16 protein-coding genes are annotated in these 18,628 nt (G+C 70.6%); 9 read left to right on the top strand and 7 right to left on the bottom strand.

Translation table 11 applies throughout. The features are described 5' to 3' along the window. Positions 1 to 15 precede the first annotated feature (15 nt). A complete protein-coding gene (locus OG322_RS27940; RefSeq protein ID WP_123470287.1) occupies positions 16 to 1,293 on the bottom strand; it encodes an extracellular solute-binding protein in 1,278 nt (425 codons plus the stop codon). Positions 1,294 to 1,663: 370 nt separating this feature from the next. Between OG322_RS27940 and OG322_RS27935 the strand changes: the two genes are divergently transcribed. Continuing rightward, entirely contained in the window at positions 1,664 to 2,731 is a 1,068-nt protein-coding gene (locus tag OG322_RS27935) for a LacI family DNA-binding transcriptional regulator (RefSeq protein WP_123470290.1), read from the top strand. 135 nt (positions 2,732 to 2,866) lie between these two features. Then, complete coding sequence (locus OG322_RS27930) at positions 2,867 to 3,763, top strand: phosphatase PAP2 family protein (RefSeq protein ID WP_123470292.1); 897 nt, start codon at positions 2,867 to 2,869, stop codon at positions 3,761 to 3,763. A gap of 131 nt (positions 3,764 to 3,894) precedes the next feature. Here OG322_RS27930 and OG322_RS27925 read toward each other — a convergent pair whose 3' ends face one another. Continuing rightward, entirely contained in the window at positions 3,895 to 6,885 is a 2,991-nt protein-coding gene (locus tag OG322_RS27925) for a bifunctional [glutamine synthetase] adenylyltransferase/[glutamine synthetase]-adenylyl-L-tyrosine phosphorylase (RefSeq protein ID WP_266412174.1), read from the bottom strand. Positions 6,886 to 7,185: 300 nt separating this feature from the next. Between OG322_RS27925 and OG322_RS27920 the strand changes: the two genes are divergently transcribed. Beyond that, a complete protein-coding gene (locus OG322_RS27920; protein ID WP_329307172.1) occupies positions 7,186 to 7,725 on the top strand; it encodes a pyridoxamine 5'-phosphate oxidase family protein in 540 nt (179 codons plus the stop codon). Between the two features lie 35 nt (positions 7,726 to 7,760). Here OG322_RS27920 and OG322_RS27915 read toward each other — a convergent pair whose 3' ends face one another. The 3 genes from OG322_RS27915 to OG322_RS27905 form a co-directional block, all read right to left on the bottom strand. Beyond that, positions 7,761 to 8,555 carry a putative protein N(5)-glutamine methyltransferase gene (locus tag OG322_RS27915; protein ID WP_329307171.1) on the bottom strand — a complete coding sequence of 265 codons (795 nt, stop codon included), beginning with the start codon at positions 8,553 to 8,555 and terminating at the stop codon, positions 7,761 to 7,763. Positions 8,556 to 8,817: 262 nt separating this feature from the next. Next, complete coding sequence (locus OG322_RS27910; RefSeq protein ID WP_123470299.1) at positions 8,818 to 9,045, bottom strand: hypothetical protein; 228 nt, start codon at positions 9,043 to 9,045, stop codon at positions 8,818 to 8,820. 125 nt (positions 9,046 to 9,170) lie between these two features. Continuing rightward, positions 9,171 to 10,670 carry an MDR family MFS transporter gene (locus OG322_RS27905; protein ID WP_123470301.1) on the bottom strand — a complete coding sequence of 500 codons (1,500 nt, stop codon included), beginning with the start codon at positions 10,668 to 10,670 and terminating at the stop codon, positions 9,171 to 9,173. Between the two features lie 159 nt (positions 10,671 to 10,829). Between OG322_RS27905 and OG322_RS27900 the strand changes: the two genes are divergently transcribed. After that, positions 10,830 to 11,420 (top strand): acyl-CoA-like ligand-binding transcription factor, encoded by a 591-nt coding sequence (locus tag OG322_RS27900; protein ID WP_123470303.1) that lies wholly within the window; start codon positions 10,830 to 10,832, stop codon positions 11,418 to 11,420. Positions 11,421 to 11,450: 30 nt separating this feature from the next. Here the strand turns inward: OG322_RS27900 and OG322_RS27895 are convergent, their stop codons facing one another. Continuing rightward, positions 11,451 to 12,674 carry an NADH:flavin oxidoreductase gene (locus tag OG322_RS27895; RefSeq protein WP_123471461.1) on the bottom strand — a complete coding sequence of 408 codons (1,224 nt, stop codon included), beginning with the start codon at positions 12,672 to 12,674 and terminating at the stop codon, positions 11,451 to 11,453. A gap of 167 nt (positions 12,675 to 12,841) precedes the next feature. Then, a complete protein-coding gene (gene glnA, locus OG322_RS27890) occupies positions 12,842 to 14,203 on the bottom strand; it encodes a type I glutamate--ammonia ligase (RefSeq protein WP_123470305.1) in 1,362 nt (453 codons plus the stop codon). A 242-nt stretch (positions 14,204 to 14,445) separates the two neighbouring features. Between glnA and OG322_RS27885 the strand changes: the two genes are divergently transcribed. From OG322_RS27885 to OG322_RS27865, 5 genes are all read left to right on the top strand, one after another. Further along, the gene (locus OG322_RS27885; protein WP_443066563.1) at positions 14,446 to 15,132 is read left to right on the top strand and encodes a DUF3105 domain-containing protein; all 687 of its coding nucleotides are present in this window, start codon (positions 14,446 to 14,448) and stop codon (positions 15,130 to 15,132) included. Further along, complete coding sequence (locus tag OG322_RS27880) at positions 15,129 to 15,881, top strand: DUF305 domain-containing protein (protein WP_124283886.1); 753 nt, start codon at positions 15,129 to 15,131, stop codon at positions 15,879 to 15,881. The genes OG322_RS27885 and OG322_RS27880 overlap by 4 nt, the downstream gene beginning before the upstream one ends. Positions 15,882 to 16,019: 138 nt before the next feature. Continuing rightward, positions 16,020 to 16,445, top strand: coding sequence for a CBS domain-containing protein (locus OG322_RS27875; protein WP_123470307.1), 426 nt, complete (start codon positions 16,020 to 16,022; stop codon positions 16,443 to 16,445). Positions 16,446 to 16,547: 102 nt separating this feature from the next. Beyond that, on the top strand, positions 16,548 to 16,949 hold the full coding sequence (locus OG322_RS27870; RefSeq protein WP_123470309.1) for a DUF6153 family protein: 402 nt from the start codon (positions 16,548 to 16,550) through the stop codon (positions 16,947 to 16,949). Positions 16,950 to 17,032: 83 nt separating this feature from the next. Beyond that, positions 17,033 to 18,604, top strand: coding sequence for a multicopper oxidase family protein (locus OG322_RS27865; protein WP_329307170.1), 1,572 nt, complete (start codon positions 17,033 to 17,035; stop codon positions 18,602 to 18,604). Positions 18,605 to 18,628 lie beyond the last annotated feature (24 nt).

Below are 18,628 nucleotides of genomic sequence, written 5' to 3'. Positions count from 1 at the left end.
GCCTGCCTTCCTGGGTTACTTCCAGCCCTTGAGGAGCTTGCGGTAGGAGTCGCCGGTCGTCTTGACGGCCTTCTCCGGGGAGGTCTGTCCGGTGAGGACCTTGGTGTACTCGGTGACGAGCGGCGCGAAGAGGCTGCCGGTCTCGGGGATCCAGGGGCGCTCGACGGCACTCTCGACGACCGGCTTGAAGAAGCCGACGATCTCGTTGTCGACGACGCTCTCCTGGCCGTAGGCCGAGGTGCGGGTCGGCAGGAGGTTGAGCTCCTTGGTGACCTGGGCCTGGGTCTTGACGGAGGTCATGTAGTCGACGAAGGCGTAGGAGGCGTCAAGGTTCTTGGAACCGGCGTAGACAGCGAGGTTGTGACCGCCCTGCGGGGCGCCCTGCGCGGCGGAGCCGGCCGGGACGGGGGCGACTCCCAGGTTGGCCTTGTCCTTGAACTCCTTGCCGGTGTAGGTGTCGGCGACGGCCCAGGGGCCGTTGATCATCATCGCGACCTTGCCGTCCTTGAAGGACGACTGCATGTTCTCCCAGCCGTCCGTCGCGTCGGTCTTGGCGGCGCCGGAGTCGACGAGGTCCTTGACGACCTTCATCGCCTTGACGCCGGCCGGGTTGTCGATGGTGATGGACTGGTTGGAGGCGTCGACCATGTCGCCGCCCTCGCCGTACAGGAAGGACAGGAACCAGTACGCGTCGTCGCCGCGCAGGTAGAGGCCGGTCTTGCCGGTCTTGTCCTTGATCTTCTTGGAGACGGTCTTCAGCTCACCGACGGTCTTGGGGACCTCGACGCCGGCGTCCTTGAAGATCTTCTTGTTGTAGAAGATGCCCATGGAGTCGATGACCTGCGGCACCGCGTACGTCTTGTCCTTGTACTTGGTGGACGCGGCGGCCTGCTTCAGGAAGTCGTCCGCCTTCTGGAGGGCGGGGGTGCCGTCCAGCGGGGCGAGGTAGCCGAGGTCGGCGAACTCGGGCGTCCAGGCGACCTCGGAGCGGATCACGTCGGGGGCACCGGAGCCGGACTGCGCGGCGTTCTTGAACTTGTTCTGCGCGTCACCGAAGGGGACGTTGACGTACTTGACGTCGACCTTCGGGTGCTCCTTCTCGAAGCCCTCGGCGATCTTCTTGAAGACCTTGTCCTCGCTGCCCACCGTGGAGGTGTCCCACCACGTCACGGTGCCGGAGAGCTCGCCCGAGCTCTTGGAGGTGCCGTTGGAATCGTCGTCATCGCTGCCGCAGGCGGTCGCCGCGAGCGCCAGGGCCGCGACCAGGGCGGTGGCCGTTATGCCACGTCGCATCTGAACTCCTTCAACTGCCGTACCGCTCCGTCGCGGCGCCGGGTCGACGTGAACGTAACAAGGATGAAAGAAGGCCGAAAGAGTTTGCGGAAGATTTCTGCAAGCTTCGACGATCGTTACATTCGCGTGTCCTCACGGTTGCCGTCAAGCCTCTTGACGCGGGCCCCCGAACCCTGACAGGAGCAGGCCACGGCCCCTGATTCCGCAGTGCGACGATCTGACCGCAGCCCGCAGGCCGACTCCGCAAGACCTTGCAAGATGTTGCTGAACCGACCCGCGGGGCCGCCCTGCCGCCCGGCCGTGCGCCCACCGCCGTCCGATTCCTGCGCATGGTGGGCAATCCGACCCACTCCCGGTACAGTCCAGTCCCATGACCGCACGGCTTGCCGATATCGCAACTCAGGCGGGGGTCAGCGAAGCTACGGTCAGCCGTGTACTGAACGGCAAGCCCGGTGTTGCCGCTGCCACCCGCGAATCCGTCCTTGCCGCGCTCGACGTCCTGGGTTACGAACGGCCCGTACGGTTGCGCAGGCGCAGCGCGGGTCTGGTCGGCCTGATCACGCCCGAGCTGGAGAACCCCATCTTCCCGGCGCTCGCCCAGGTCATCGGGCAGGCGCTGACCCGGCAGGGCTACACCCCGGTGCTGGCGACCCAGACCCCCGGCGGCTCCACCGAGGACGAGCTGACGGAGATGCTGGTCGACCGCGGCGTCTCGGGCATCATCTTCGTCTCCGGACTGCATGCCGACACCTCGGCCGATATGCAGCGCTACGAGCAACTGCGCGCCCAGGGAGTCCCCTTCGTACTGGTTAACGGTTTCTCGCCCAAGGTGCAGGCGCCGTTCATCTCACCGGACGACCGGGCCGCGATGCGGCTGGCGGTGACGCACCTGGTATCGCTGGGCCACACCCGGATCGGACTGGCGGTCGGCCCCAAGCGGTTCGTCCCGGTGGTCCGCAAGATCGAGGGCTTCCACGCCACGATGCAGGAGCAGTTGAACCTCACCTCGGACGAGGTGGAGGGCCTGATCCAGCACTCCCTCTACACGCTGGAGGGCGGCCAGGCGGCCGCGTCAGCGCTGATGGAGCGGGGCTGCACGGCGGTGGTGTGCGCGAGCGACATGATGGCGCTCGGTGCGATCCGGGCCGCCCGCAGGCTGTCCAAGGACGTGCCGCGCGATCTGTCGGTGGTCGGCTACGACGACTCCCCGCTCATAGCGTTCACCGATCCGCCCCTGACCACCATCCGGCAGCCGGTGACGGCGATGGGCCAGGCCGCGGTGCGCACGCTCCTTGAGGAGATCGGCGGCACACCCGCCCCGCACAGCGAGTTCGTCTTCATGCCCGAGCTGGTCGTGCGCGGCTCGACGGCCGCGGGTCCCGGTCCCGACGCGGCTTCTGCCGCCCCGCCGGTCCAAGGATCCCACGCGCACCCGTAGTCCGCAGGACGTACAGCCCGCTCCCGGCCGGAGGATCATCAGGCGAAGCGGTTGAATCTGGCAGACTCTGTGCCTATGGGTGAATTGAGCGTGAAATCACAGGAAGGCCCCGCGGAGGCCACCCCGTCACCCATCGTGAACGAGGCGGCTCCGGAGGCGAACGCGAAGCAACCCGGCACCATGGACCGGATGCGCAGGCTGCGTGACCACAGCCTTGCCGGGTTGCGTTCGCCGCGCTCCCCCCGGCGGCCGCGCCTCTGGTTCGAAATCCTGCTGATCGCGGTCAGTTACTGGCTGTACTCGATGGTGCGCAACGCCGTCCCTGAGCAGAAGGCGGCTGCCCTGGCCAACGCCGACTGGATCTGGTCGGCCGAGCGGTTCCTGGGCATCGCCGTCGAGCAGTCGGTCAACCACGCGGTCAACTCGGTGACATGGCTGATCGTGTCGATGAACTACTACTACGCGACACTGCACTTCATCGTCACCATCGGCGTGCTCGTATGGCTGTTCCGCCGCCACCCTGGTCGCTACGCGGCAGCCCGCCTGGCCCTGTTCGCGACCACGGCGGGAGCGCTGGCCGGTTACTACCTCTACCCGTTGGCCCCGCCCCGGCTGATGAACGGCAGCCGGTTCATCGACACGGTCATGGTCCACCAGACCTGGGGTTCGATGGCTTCGGGCAACTTCAAGAACATGTCGAACCAGTACGCGGCGATGCCGTCGATGCACATCGGCTGGTCACTGTGGTGCGGCCTGACCGTCTTCGCGCTGGCCTCCGCGCCCTGGGCGCGCGTCCTGGGCCTGCTCTACCCGGCGGTCACCCTGATCGTCATCGTGTCGACCGCGAACCATTTCTGGCTGGACGCGCTGGGCGGCATGGCCTGCCTGGCCTTCGGCTACGCGGTGTCGTACTCCTGGTACGGAGCGCTGCCGCACCACCTGCCGAAACAGATTCCCCGCGGAGCAGCCCGCCGCCCCCGCCTGTCCGCGCTCGCGGTCCACCGGGCGAAGGCGGCGGCGGGCAGGAACTGAGTTCGAGCCCGCGCAAACCAAGCCTCTCCGGCGAGAGTGAGCGGGGTCCGGGGCGGCAGCCCCGAAGCACCCAGGCGCACCAGCGCCGCCACCCGCACGAGGGCGTCGCGCCCCACCGGCCCACCGCGCCCTCAGGCCCCGTAGAACCGCTCGTCCACCACCGCCCGCGCCCGCCGCGTAATCCGCCGGTAGTCGTCCAGCATGTCCCCGACATGCCCGGGCTCGTACCCCAGGTAACGCCCCACCGCCGTCAGCTCCCGCGGCCCGGACGGAAACGTGTCGGCCGGCCTCCCCCGCACCAGCATCACCGCGTTGCGGACCCGGGTCGCCAGCACCCACGCCTCGTCCAGCGTCTGCGCGTCCTCGCCGGAGATCAGCTCCGCCGCACAGGCGGCGGCCAGCGCCTCACGGGTCCGGGTGGTCCGCAGCCCCGGCTCGGCCCAGCCGTGCTGCATCTGCATCAGCTGGACCGTCCACTCGACGTCGCTCAGCCCGCCCCGGCCCAGCTTGGTGTGGAGCGTCGGGTCCGCGCCGCGCGGCATCCGCTCGGACTCCATCCGGGCCTTCAGCCGCCGGATCTCACGGACCGCGTCCTCCCCCAGCCCCTCCGCCGGGTAGCGCAGCGGATCGATCAGCTCGATGAACGCGCGGCCCAGATCCGCGTCGCCGGCCATCGGCTGGGCGCGCAGCAGCGCCTGGCTCTCCCAGACCAGCGACCAGCGCCGGTAGTACGCCTCGTACGACTTCAGCGTGCGGACCAGCGGTCCGCTCTTGCCCTCGGGGCGCAGATCGGCGTCGATGATCAGCGGCGGGTCCGCGGTGGGCAGCTGGAGCAGCCTGCGCACCTCGGCCACCACCCGGTTCGCGGCCCGGCTCGCCTCCTGCTCGTCGACGCCCTCGCGCGGCGCGTGGACGAACAGGACGTCCGCGTCGGAGCCGTATCCGAGCTCCTGGCCGCCGAAGCGGCCCATGCCGATCACGGCGAACCGCGTGGGGAGTGTGTCGCCCCATTCGGCGCGCACCGCGGCACGCAGCGCCCCGGCGATCGTGACGGCGTTCAGATCGGTGACCGCGCTGCCGACCCGGTCGACGAGCGCGCCCGGGTCCGGTTCGGCGGGGCTCTCCTCGGTGCCGTAGGAGCCGATGAGGTCCGCGGACGTCGTCCGGAACAGTTCGCGCCGCCGCACCCCGCGCACCACCGCCACCGCCGATTCGGCGTCCTCGGCCCGCCCCACCGCGGCCAGCACCTCCTGCTCCAGGGCGTCCCGGCTGCGGGGCTTGAGCCCCTGCGGGTCGCCGAGGATCGCCACCGCCTCGGGGGCGCGCAGCAGCAGATCGGGGGCGAGTCGGCCGGCCGACAGCACCCGGGCGAGGTTCTCGGCCGCCGCGCCCTCGTCCCGCAGCAGCCGCAGGTACCACGGGGTCTTGCCGAGCGCGTCGGACACCTTGCGGAATCCGAGCAGTCCGGCGTCCGGGTCGGCGGAGTCCGCGAACCAGCCGAGCAGCACCGGCAGCAGCGTGCGCTGGATGGCGGCCTTGCGCGAGACACCGGACGACAGCGCCTCCAGGTGCCGCAGCGCCGCCGCCGGGTCCTCGTAGCCGAGGGCTTCGAGCCGGTGCGCGGCGGCCTTCGCGCTGAGCCGGGACTCGCCGGGGGCGAGCTGGGCGACGGCGTCGAGCAGCGGCCGGTAGAACAGCTTCTCGTGCAGCCGGCGCACCACGGAGGCGTGCCGCTTCCAGGCCTGGTTGAGCTCGGCGATGGGGTCGGTACGCAGGCCGAGGGAGCGGCCGAGCCGCCGCAGATCCGGCTCGTCCTCCGGGACCAGATGGGTGCGGCGCAGCCGGTAGAGCTGGATGCGGTGCTCCATGGCGCGCAGGAAGCGGTAGGCGTCGTCCAGCTGTGCGGCGTCCACCCGCCCCACGTAGCCGCCCCGGGCGAGCGCGCCGAGGGCGTCCAGGGTCGAGCCGCTGCGCAGGGTGGCGTCGTTGCGGCCGTGCACCAGCTGGAGCAGCTGTACGGCGAACTCGACGTCCCGCAGTCCGCCGGGGCCGAGCTTGATCTCGCGGTCGACCCGGTCGACGGGGATGGTGTCGATGACGCGGCGGCGCATCTTCTGCACGTCGGGGACGAAGTTCTCGCGGTCGGCGGCCTGCCAGACGAGCGGCGAGACGGCCTCCATGTAATCGGCGCCCAGCGAGGGGTCGCCGGCCACCGGCCGGGCCTTGAGGAGCGCCTGGAACTCCCAGGTCTTGGCCCAGCGCTGGTAGTAGGCGAGGTGCGAGGACAGCGTGCGCACCAGGGGCCCGTTGCGGCCCTCCGGGCGGAGATTGGCGTCGACGGGCCAGATGGTGCCCTCGACGGTCGTGTCGGAGCAGATCCGCATCATGTGTGCGGCCAGCCGGGTGGCGGCGGGGATGGCCGCGCTCTCCTCGGCGCCGTCGGCGGGTTCCGCCACGAAGATGACGTCGACGTCGGAGACGTAGTTCAGTTCGTGGCCGCCGCACTTGCCCATCGCGATGACGGCGAGGCGGCACTGCGCGGCGTCCTCGGGCGTGGCCGTGCGGGCGATGGCGAGCGCGGACCGCAGCGTCGCCGTGGCCAGGTCGGCCAGCTCGGCGGCGGTCTCGGCGACATCCGTCGTGCCGCACACGTCTCGGGCCGCTATCGACAGCAGGCACCGGCGGTAGGCGACGCGCAGCGCGTCCGGATCGTCGGCCCCGGCCAGCTCGTGCTCGAACTCGGGCACTCCGGGGTGCAGATCGGCGGCCTCGTACGTGACGAGGGCCTGCCAGTCGCGCGGGTGGCGGGCCAGGTGGTCACCGAGCGCCTCGGACGCCCCGAGCACCCCGAGCAGCCGGTCCCGCAGCGGCTTGGCGGTCACGAGTGTGTCCAGCAGGATCTGCCGCTCGTCGGCCTCCTCCGCCTCCACGAGCCGTACGACGCCGCGCAGTGCCAGATCCGGGTCGGCGGTGGCCCCGAGTGCTTCGAGCAGGACGGGATCGGAGCGTACGGAGGACAGGTCCGGCAGGTCGAGCAGCTGCTCGGCGGCGGACGGGTCGGTGAATCCGTGCCGCAGCAGTCGGGTGAACGTACTGCTTCTGCGCCCCGGCAACGTCGTCATTCCGTGCTCTCTCCTGCTCGCCGCCCGATCACGTTCCAGCTCTACGAGCCTAGGGCCTGTCCGGCGAATCAGGGTCGGAAAGGGCGCGGCGTCCGGTGCGATGCGTCGCAAGGCGCCGGAGCGTCCTGCCGGCGGAGCTGTCCGGTCGTTTCGGCAACGCGGCGTGGTGCCGTGCCGGACGCCGCGCCCCCGGCCATGATCCGCCGGACGGGCCCTGGTGCCGCACCGATGAATTCGGGACGGCTGCACAGTCTCCACTCCACAGGCACGTCTCGTTCCGCCCGCCGGGAGGCCCCGACCATGTCCGCACCCGAACAGCGCACTGAACAGAGCACCGGCCCGGACACCGAGCTGGACCCTCGCTACAGCAGCCCCGGCGCAGGGCCCGCCCGCTGGGCCGACGCGCAGAGACTGCTGTCCGGCGCCGAGCTGTACTGGTTGACGACGGTGCGCCCGGACGGCCGCCCGCACGTCACCCCGCTGATCGGGGTCTGGTGGCAGGGCGCGCTGCACTTCTGCACCGGCGCCGAGGAGCGCAAGGCCCGTAATCTCGCGGCGAGCGCCGAAGTGGTCCTCACGACCGGCACCAACACCTGGGCGGAGGGCTTCGACGTGGTGGTGGAGGGCCGGGCGGACCGGGTGACGGATGAGGCCCGGCTGACCGCTCTGGCCGAGGCCTGGGAGGCGAAGTACGGATCGGTCTGGCACTTCGATGTCGCCGACGGCGTGTTCGTGGGTGCCCAGGGCAACCGGGCCCAGGTCTTCGCGGTGTCCCCGCGCACGGTCTTCGGCTTCGGCAAGGGCGACCCGTTCACCCAGACCCGGTGGCGCTTCGCCTGAGCCGCCCGGACCGGCCGACCCCGCCCGCTCCTTGATCAGGGGGCGGCGGGCATGGTTCCGATCACGACAGTGGCGTACAGCTCGTCGGAGGAGACCACCCGCGGAATCAGCCCGCTGCCGCCCACGGTCTCCTCGGCACGGGCCGCCTGCCGTTCGCTCGTCTCGACCAGCAGGCTGCCACCCGGTGCCAGCCACCGCGGCGCCTCGGCGGCCACCCGCCGCATCACGTCGAGTCCGTCGCCGCCTCCGTCGAGCGCCACCAGCGGCTCATGCACGCGCGCCTCCGCGGGGAGCAGTGCGACATCGCCGGTCGGTACGTACGGCACGTTGGCGAGCAGGACGTCCACGCGCCCGCGCAGCGAGCCGGGAAGCGGTGCGAAGAGGTCGCCCTCGTAGACCCGGCCCAGCTCACCGATGTTGCGCCGGGCGCAGCGCACGGCGGCGGGTTCGACGTCGGAGGCGTGGAGTTCGACCCCGTCCAGGGCTGCGGCGAGCGCGGCGCCGAGCGCGCCGGTACCGCAGCAGAGGTCGACCACGACGGCCGGCCCCGAGGCCAGTTCGACGGCTTGCCGGATCAGGAACTCGGTGCGGCGGCGTGGGACGAAGACCCCGGGGTCCACGGCGATCCGCAGCCCGCTGAACTCGGCCCAGCCCAGGACGTGTTCCAGGGGATGACCGGCGACGCGGCGCTCCACCATGGCGGTGAGCGCGGCGGGGCCGGCGGCGGTGGAGGCGATCAGCTCCGCCTCGTCCTCGGCGAATACGCAGCCGGCGGTGCGGAGTGTGGTGACGAGGCGGGAGAGGGCAAGCGGTGACAACGGGACCGGCATGAAGCGGAGCCTTTCGGGAAAATGCCGATGGGTGCTCCGCGGGCCGGTTATGTCCGGTCGGCCACGCGTTGACGAGGGGTGAGCACCCAGCCTGATACAGCGGTAATGGGTCCCACCTCCTTCGGTACGTCCCCGTGCGGGGATCTTCGCTGGGTCCCCGTGCGGGGACTCATTCTTCTTCGGTACGCCCCTTGCGGGGAAGCGTCACCCTACCCCAGCGGGGCTCGGGCCCTTCCGCCGTACCGCCGGGTGTCGGCGCGAGTCATCGCTTCCGGGGCCGCCAGTCGTTGCCTCCGTCGAGGAAACGGTTGTGGACGGCGATCGAGGTGTTGGCCGCCCTGACGTGCCGCGCCTCCGCACTGTGCTCCCGCTCGATCTGCTGGCCGTCGAAGTTGTCCGTGGGGCGGCGTCGTTCCTTGAGTACCAGCTTCACGATCAGGAAGACGATCACGCTCAACAGCACGCCGAGCAGCACGAAGATCTCGGTCATGACTCCCCCGTCGTCAACTGCGGTCCCTGCTGCTGCCATTGTCAGTGATCAGACAGGTGCAGTCCACCGGACCACGGGCTCCGGGGGCGGACGCCGCCCCCGGAGCCCGCCCCCGCCCGCGCCGGCTACAGGTCCACGCTGTCGCGCAGCTTGGTCGGGGTGAGGAACAGGGCGGCAATCACGCCGACGACCGAAATGGCCGCCGAGATCAGGAAGATGTGCCCCGTCGCGTCGCCGTACGCGGCCCGCACGATCTCCCGGATCTCCGGCGGCATGGCGGCCACGTTCAGCGTGGAGCCGCCGGAGGACGAGGCCGCCGGGTCGACGCCGAGCTTCGTCAGCCCGGCCGTGATCTTCGTGGCGACCTGGTTGGCGAGCACCGCGCCCAGGACCGAGACGCCGATGGTGCCGCCGAGCGAGCGGAAGAAGGTGATCGCGCCGCTGGCCGCGCCGAGTTCGCTGAGCGGGACGGTGTTCTGGAGGACGAGGACGAGGTTCTGCATCGACATGCCGACACCGACTCCGACCGCGAGCATGCCGATCGAGACGAGGACGAGCGATGTCTCGTGGTCGATGGTGGACAGCCCCAGGAATCCGAGGGTGAGGACGACGACGCCGGTGATGATGTACGGCTTCACCTTGCCGGTCTTCGACACCAGCCGGCCGGCCACGGTCGAGGAGACCAGCACGCCGAACATCAGCGGAATGGTGAGCAGTCCGGCCTCGGTCGGCGAGTAGCCGCGTCCGATCTGGAAGTACTGGCCGAGGAAGACCGCCCCGCCGAACATCGCCATTCCGACCGCGAGGCTCGCGGCGATGGCGAGGGCGGGGTCCCGGCGGCGTACGACATGGAGCGGCACCACGGGCTCCTTGACCCGCGCCTCGACGGCCACGGCTCCGCCGAGGATCACGACGCTCGCACCGACCATGGCGGCCGTCTGCCAGGACAGCCAGTCGAAGTCGTTGCCGACGAAGGTGACCCAGAGGAGCAGCACGCTGACGCCGACGGCGATGAGCGAGGCGCCCAGGTAGTCGACCTTGGTGTCGGGGCGGCGGATCTCGGTGAGGTGCAGGGTGCGGGTGAGCATCACGAGGGCGAGCAGCGTGAACGGTACGGCGATGAAGAAGCACCAACGCCAGCCGAGCCACGACGTGTCGGTGATGAAACCGCCCAGCAGCGGGCCGCCGACGGTGGCGACGGCCATGACGCCGCCGAGGTAACCGTTGTAGCGGCCGCGCTCCTTGGGGCTGATCATCGCCGCGATGATGACCTGCACGAGCACCTGGAGCGCGCCCATCCCGAGGCCCTGGAGGGCACGGAAGGCGATCAACTGCTCGGTGGACTGGGCGAATCCGCAGGCGATCGACGAGACGACGAAGATGCCGATGGCTATCTGGAGCAGCAGCTTCTTGCTGAACAGGTCGGCGAGCTTGCCCCAGATCGGCGTGGAGGCCGTGGAGGCGAGCAGCATCGCGGTGACGACCCAGGTGTACTGCGACTGCGTCCCGTTGAGCGACCCGATGATCTGCGGGAGCGCGACGGAGACCACCGTACTGCTGGTCATCGCCACGAACAGCACGATGAGCAGACCGCTCAGGGCGCGCAGGATATGGCGGTGGTCCATGGGCGCGACCTCGGTCGGCGCGGCCGTTTGAGCGCTCACGCGCAACCTCCAGGAGGTGTTCGAACAAGGGAACGAAGAAAACAAGGGTTCACCATACATGCCCGATGGGCAATTTTGCCCACTGCGCAATAATAACCGGGCGGGTGGATAATGGCGCCCATGGAGCGCTCAGTGGGACTGCGGGAACGCAAGAAGGAAGCCACCCGGCAGGCAGTGCACGAAGCGGCACTGAGGCTGACCGTCGAGCACGGCTTCGACCAGGTCACGGTGGAGGCCGTGGCGGACGCGGCCGGAATCTCCCGCAGAACGTTCTCCAACTACTTCACCGGCAAGGAGGACGCCCTCCTGTACGGCGAGGAGCAGCAGATAGGAGACCTCGTCCGCGCGGTGCGTGAACGCCCCGCCGAGGAGAGCGCCTGGACGGCGCTGCGGGCAGCGGTGGCCCCGTTCGCCGAACGGCTGGCACCTCCGGAACGCGAATGGGCCGTCCGCACCCGACTGGCCATGCGCCACCCCTCCCTGCTCGCCCGCCAGCTCGCCAACCACGCAGCACTGGAACGCGACTTGGCCGAAGCGGTGACCGCCCGCCAGGACCACTCGGCGGGCCCGGTCCGCCCCCTGGTCCTCGCGGCGGCGTTCCTCTCGTCGATGCGGATCGCGATGCGGGTGTGGATCGAGGAGGACCTGGCGCGGGAGCCGGCCGAGGTGATCGAAGAGATCCTGGACGAGATGGGGCGGAGCTTCGGCTGAGGCCCCTGGCGCCGGTCCCCCGCGTGCCGCTCAGCGCCCCCGTTCGCCGATCAGCGGGCAGTGCGTCCCCGTGTAGATCGTGGGCATGCAGCGGTTGCAGTGGATGCACTCCGAGCGGGTGGCGGTGTCGCGCTCGATGCGGTGCAGCAGGTCGGGCTCGCGGAGCAGGGCGCGGGCCATGGCGACGAAGTCGAACCCCTCCGCCATGGCGCGGTCCATACCCTGCCGGTCGGTGATCCCGCCCAGGAGGATCAGCGGCAGCCCGAGCGCGGCGCGGAACTGCCGGGCGGCGTCCAGCAGGTACAGCGGCTGATACGGGTAGGTGCGGAAGAAGGTGCGGCCCAGCGCCCGGATCGCGAGGCGCTGCGGGAGTGGGAAATTCGCCGCGAACTCGGCGACAGGGGCGTCGCCGCGGAACAGGTACATCGGGTTCAGCAGGGAACTGCCCGCCGTCAGCTCCAGAGCGTCCACCGAGCCGTCCGCCTCCAGCCAGCGTGCGACCTGGAGGCTGTCGTCCAGGGTGAGCCCGCCCGGCGCGCCGTCCTTCATGTTCAGCTTGGCGGTGATGGCGAGGCGGTCGCCCAGCGCGTCGCGTACCGCCCGGGTGATGCCCAGCGCCACGGCCGCGCGGGCGCGCAGGGAGCCGCCGAAGGCGTCGGTGCGGCGGTTCAGCCGGGGGCTGAGGAAGGCGCTGGCCAGGTAGTTGTGGCCGAGGTGGATCTCCACGGCGTCGAAGCCGGCCTCGGCCGCCAGTAACGCCGCCTCGGCATGGGCCTCGATGACACGGGCGATGTCGTCGGCGGTGGCCGCCTTGTTGCGCCGCATACTGAGCGGGTTGAAGCCGGCCATCGGGGCGAGGGCGGGCAGCCCGTTGGAGCGGCCGTCGGCCACCGGTCCGGCGTGGCCCAACTGGGCGCAGACCGCGGCCCCGGTGTCGTGCACCGCCCGCGTCAGCCCGCGCAGCCCCGGCAGCGCCTCGGGGCGCATCCACAGCTGGCGGCGCTCGGTGCGGCCCTCCGGGGACACCGCGCAGTAGGCCACGGTGGTCATGGCGACACCGCCCGCCGCAGGGCGCAGGTGGTAGTCGATGAGCGCGTCGGTGACCAGTGCCTCGGGGGTGGCGCCCTCGAAGGTCGCGGCCTTGATCACCCGGTTGCGCAGCCTCAGCGGCCCCAGCCGGGCCGGTGCCAGTACGTCAGGCGCACCGTCGGACGCCGAACCCGCTGCTCCCGCCGCTTCCGCATCGTCCAGCATGGCGCGCAGCACCGCAGAGAACTGACGAATAGTCAGCACCGGGGCGGCTGCGGGTTTCCGTCCCGGCCCGCGGACGGCCGGGGTACCCGAAACAGCTTGGGGCCGACGGTGTCGCACCGTCGGCCCGAAGTCACGTACGAGCGGGCTCAGTCAGCGCTGAACCGCGGTTACAGCACCGGCAGCAGGTTCTTCAGCTCGAAGGCCGTGACCTCGCTGCGGTACTCCTCCCACTCCTGCTTCTTGTTGCGCAGGAAGAAGTCGAAGACGTGCTCGCCCAGCGTCTCGGCGACCAGTTCGCTCTTCTCCATCAGGGAGATGGCCTCGCCCAGGTTCTGCGGGAGGGGCTCGATGCCCATCGCGCGGCGCTCGGCGTCGGACAGGGCCCATACGTCGTCGTCGGCGCCGGCCGGGAGTTCGTAGCCCTCCTCGACGCCCTTGAGGCCGGCGGCCAGCAGGACCGCGTACGTCAGGTACGGGTTGGCGCCGGAGTCGATGGAGCGGACCTCGACGCGGGCCGAGCCGGTCTTGCCGGGCTTGTACATCGGGACCCGGATCAGCGCGGAGCGGTTGTTGTGGCCCCAGCAGATGTACGAGGGAGCCTCGCCGCCGGCGCCCGCGGCGCGGGAGGAGCCGCCCCAGATGCGCTTGTAGGAGTTGACCCACTGGTTGGTCACGGCGGAGATCTCCGCGGCGTGCGTGAGCAGGCCCGCGATGAAGGAGCGGCCGACCTTGGAGAGCTGGTACTCGGCGCCGGACTCGTAGAACGCGTTGCGGTCGCCCTCGAAGAGGGAGAGGTGGGTGTGCATGCCCGAGCCGGGGTACTCCGAGAACGGCTTCGGCATGAACGTCGCCTGCACGCCCTGCTCCAGCGCGACCTGCTTCATGACCAGGCGGAACGTCATGATGTTGTCGGCGGTGGACAGCGCGTCCGCGTACCGCAGGTCGATCTCCTGCTGGCCGGGGGCTCCCTCGTGGTGGCTGAACTCGACCGAGATGCCCATCGATTCGAGCATCGTGATCGCCTGACGGCGGAAGTCCATCCCGACGTTCTGCGGGGTGTGGTCGAAGTAGCCGGAGCTGTCCGCGGGGGTGGGGCGGCTGCCGTCGACCGGCTTGTCCTTCAGCAGGAAGAACTCGATCTCCGGGTGGGTGTAGAAGGTGAAACCCAGGTCGGAGGTCTTGGCCAGGATGCGCTTGAGCACGTAGCGCGGGTCGGCGAAGGACGGCGAGCCGTCCGGCATCAGGATGTCGCAGAACATCCGGGCCGTGCCGGGGGCCTCGGCGCGCCAGGGCAGGATCTGGAACGTGCCCGGGTCCGGCTTGGCGATCATGTCCGACTCGTAGACCCGGGCGAAGCCCTCGATGGCCGAGCCGTCGAAGCCGATCCCCTCGTCGAACGCCTGCTCCAGCTCGGCAGGGGCCACGGCCACGGACTTGAGGTAACCGAGCACGTCGGTGAACCACAGCCGTACGAACCGGATGTCGCGCTCCTCAAGTGTCCTGAGGACGAATTCCTGCTGCTTGTCCATAGCCACATCCTTGCAGTTCAGACGGTCCGTGCACCACCGCCCGGGATAGGGGGGAAACTCCAGTATCACGACCCGGGATTTCACCCAGATTACGCACACGACGTGAGATGGAGCACTCGGCCACCCACTACGATCGTCGGCCATGGTGTGCAAGGGATGCGGCGGCCTCGCAACCGCCCTGCGCACACCGGATTTCCGACCTGCCCAGACCCTCATCGCCCCTTCGCAGAAGGACCCACGACATGAGCCACGAGAGCCACGACCGCAGGACCCGCATAGAGCAGATGCGCAACGCCGACCGCGTGCGGGACCGCCGCAACCGTGTGCTGGCCATAAGCCTCAGCGCCGTCGTCGTCGCAGGTCTCGTCGCCTTCGGCAGCTACACACTGCTCGACAGGTCCGAGGCCTCCGCGGACCAGAAGTCCGCCGACGCGAAGGTGTCGGAGCAGCACGGGGCGGACGGGAAGGACGCGGCCGACGGCGCGATCGAGGGCGAGAAGACGTGGGACGCGAAGAAGCTGACCCGCAACCACGTCACCAAGACCGTGACGTACCCGATGAAGCCCCCGGTCGGCGGTGACCACAACCCCGTCTGGATGAACTGCGACGGCGAGGTGTACAAGAAGGCGATCCCCGACATGAACGCCGTGCACTCGCTGGAGCACGGTTCGGTGTGGGTGACGTACACGGACAAGGCCCCGGTCGCGGACCTGGACAAGCTCGCCGAGCGGGTCGGGAAGACCCCGTACTCGCTGATGAGCCCGTACGAGGGCCAGGCCGGCACGATCATGCTGAGCGCCTGGGGCAAGCAGGTCACGGTGGACGGCGCCGACGACCCCCGGGTGGCGCAGTTCTTCTCCAAGTACGTGCAGGGGCCGCAGACGCCCGAGCCGGGCGCGGCGTGCACCGGCGGACTGGGGGCCCAGTGACGGTTACGGAGCGCACCCGGCGCACCCGGTGGGTGGCGGGTTCCGCCGTCGCGCTCGCGGTGCTGTTCGCGGGGGCGGCGACGGTGGCCTCCGCGCGGGACGACGGGGCGGACCTCCAGGCGACCGGGTCCGAGTCCGCCCCGCGCACGCCCGCGGCGGACTCGGCGGACGCCGGGTTCGCCCAGGACATGGCGGTCCACCACCAGCAGGCCGTGGAGATGTCCTTCATCGTGCGGGACCGCACGCGGGACGAGGACGTGCGCCGTTTCGCGTACGACATCGCCAACACACAGGCCAACCAGCGGGGCATGTTGCTCGGCTGGCTGGATCTGTGGGAGCTGCCCAAGGTGGCCACCGGACAGGAGCCGATGGCCTGGATGGCCGACGGGTCCGGTGCCGGTGCCGGTGGGCACGACGGCCACGACATGGGCGATATGGACGGGATGGGCGGGATGCCGGGGCATGGGGGCGGTTACCAGGCCCACGACGGGTCCCTCATGCCCGGCATGGCCACCCGCACCGAGCTCGGCCGGCTCCGCAAGGCCGACGGCAGGCAGGCCGAGATCCTGTATCTCCAGCTGATGACCGACCACCACAAGGGCGGGATCGACATGGCCCGCGGCTGCGCGAGCCTGTGCACCGTGAAGGCGGAGAAGCGGCTGGCCCGGGGCATGGTCGAGGCCCAGCAGTCCGAGCTGGACGCGATGGCCGGGATGCTGGCGAAGCGCGGCTCGGCGCCCCGCGCCTGACGGGCCTCGAAGGTTCCCTCCCGCCGCAAGTGCACCCGAATGGGTGCAAGCGGTCGCGTACCCCGAACGGGCCCCTCACGATGGGTTCGCTCGGGGTCGTACGGCAGTGCCCACCGGCACGCAGGAGGTAGGTATCCCATGACCATCGCCAAGGACATCATGCACACCGGCGCCACCTGGATCCCGGCGCACGAGACCCTCGACCGCGCCGCCCAGCTGATGCGTGAGCACAAAGTCGGGGCGCTGCCCATCTCGGCCAACGGCGAGCAGGACCGGATGATCGGCATCCTCACGGACCGCGACATCGTGGTCGACTGCGTAGCGATGGGTCGCGACCCGTCGAAGGTGACCGCGGGCGACCTCGCCCACGGCACGCCGCGCTGGATCGACGCGGGCGCGGAGGTGGAGGATGTGCTTCAGGAGATGCAGAACCATCGCATCCGCCGGCTTCCCGTGGTCGAGAACAAGAAGCTGATCGGCATGATCAGCGAAGCCGACCTGGCGCAGCACCTCTCCGACGACCAGATCGCCGGCTGGGCCGAGAAGGTCTACGCCCACAGCTGACCGGCACCGCGCCCGCCCACGACCCGACGGCCCGCCCTCCCGCCGCGCGCGGGGCAGCGGGCCGTCCCCGTTCGTATACCCGGTGGGGGTAGGGTGGCCGGCATGTTCGGAATGAGGGGTGCGAGGTACGGGCAGCTGCTGCTGTTCGCCGCGCTGCTCTTCGGGATCGTCACCATGCACACCGTCGGCCACCCGGCGGAGCACAGCGGGCAGGGTGCCGCCGCGATGACCGCTTCGCACGCGACGGCCGCGGGGACCGTGCACCCGGACGCCCGGCGCCCCGCCCGTCCGGCGCCCATGCGGGGCATGGACCCGATGGCCGTCTGCCTCGCCGTGCTCTCCGTCTGGGGCCTCGCCCTGCTCACCGTGCTCATGGTGGCGCGGCGGCCCGCGGACAGCGTGGCGGGAGGCGCCGGGACCCGTACGTCGTGGAGGCCGCGGCCCCCTCCCCCGCCACGGCCGCGCAAGGCCGTTCTCACTGACCTGTCGGTACTGCGGATATAGGCGCACCGCGCCCCCGTCCGGGGCGCACCGCGCCCCCGTCCGCCTTTCAGCACACCGACAACATCTTTGAGGTGCACTCAGCCATGTCCGCTCAGCACACCCGACGCGCCGTACTCGGCGCATCGATCGCCCTTGCCGGTACCGGAGTTCTCGCCGCCTGCTCCGACAGCGCCGCGTCCACCGACCACTCCGGCATGGACCACTCCGGTCCGTCCGGCACGACGGTCCCCAAGGGATACGTGGCCCCCGACGGCCCCGAGGTCGCGGCGGCCGAGGAGCGCCGGGGCTCCGGTCCCGTACGCAAGGTCTCCCTGACCGCCACCCCGTCCCGGTTCGACCTGGGCGGCGGGCACACCGTCAGCACCTGGGCGTACGGGGACCGGCTGCCCGGCCAGGAGGTGCGGGTCACCGCGGGCGACACGCTCGACCTCACCCTCGCCAACCACCTTCCGCAGTCGACCTCGCTGCACTGGCACGGGCTCGCCCTGCGCAACGACATGGACGGTGTCCCCGGGCTGACCCAGCGGGCCATCGAGCCGGGCAAGGACTTCACCTACCGGTTCGCGGTGCCGAATCCGGGCACGTACTGGTTCCACCCGCACTCGGGCGTCCAGCTGGACCGCGGGCTGTACGCGCCGCTGATCGTCGAGGACCCGAAGGAGCCGCTGTCGTACGACAAGGAGTGGGTCGTCGTCCTGGACGACTGGCTCGACGGGGTGGACGGCTCCACCCCCGACGCGGTGCTCCAGGAGCTCACCAAGGGCAGCGGTCACAGCGGGCACGCCATGGAGGCCGCCCCCTCGGCCGGTACCGGAACCGGGCCCTCGCGCATGCTCATGGGCGCCACCAGCACATTGCTGGGCGGTGACGCGGGCGATGTCGCCTACCCGTACTACCTGATCAACGGCCGCACTCCGCAGGACCCGTCCGCCTTCGGCGCCCGGCCCGGTGACCGGATCCGGCTGCGGATCATCAACGCGGGCGGTGACACCGCGTTCCGCGTCGCACTCGGCGGCCACCGGATGACGATCACGCACACGGACGGCTTCCCGGTCCGGCACACCACGACGGACGCCCTGCTGCTCGGCATGGGCGAGCGGTACGACGTGCTGGTGACCGCCGGGGACGGGGTGTTCCCGCTGACCGCGCTGGCCGAGGGGAAGAAGGCCTCCGCGATGGCGCTGCTCCGTACCGGCACGGGCGCGGCGCCCGGCGCCTCCGTGCGGCCGAAGGAGCTGACCGGTCAGCTGGTGACGGCCGACCGGCTGGCCCCGGACGCGTCCGTGGCGTTGCCCGGCCGTGAGCCCGACCGCACGGTGCGGTTGAGGCTGACCGGTTCCATGGCGGCGTACGACTGGGCCTTCGACGGGAAGCCGTACAGCGCCGACCAGCGCCATCCGGTGCGGGCCGGGGAGCGGGTCCGGCTGGAGTTGCGGAACCCGACCGCGATGTGGCACCCGGTCCATCTGCACGGGCACACGTTCGCGCTGGCCGGGAACGCGTCCGGGGCCCGTAAGGACACCGCGATCGTGCTGCCCCGGCAGTCGCTGACGGTGGACTTCGACGCCGACAACCCGGGGTTGTGGATGCTCCACTGCCACAACCTGTACCACGCGGAGGCGGGCATGATGACGGTCGTCGGCTACCGCAGCTGACCGGCCCCCTGGCGGGCCGCACGG

This window comes from Streptomyces sp. NBC_01260, assembly GCF_036226405.1.
Classification (GTDB): Bacteria; Actinomycetota; Actinomycetes; order Streptomycetales; family Streptomycetaceae; genus Streptomyces; species Streptomyces laculatispora.
The sequence above is the reverse complement of the archived record's forward strand: the minus strand, read 5'-3'. Positions and strand labels throughout refer to the sequence as shown.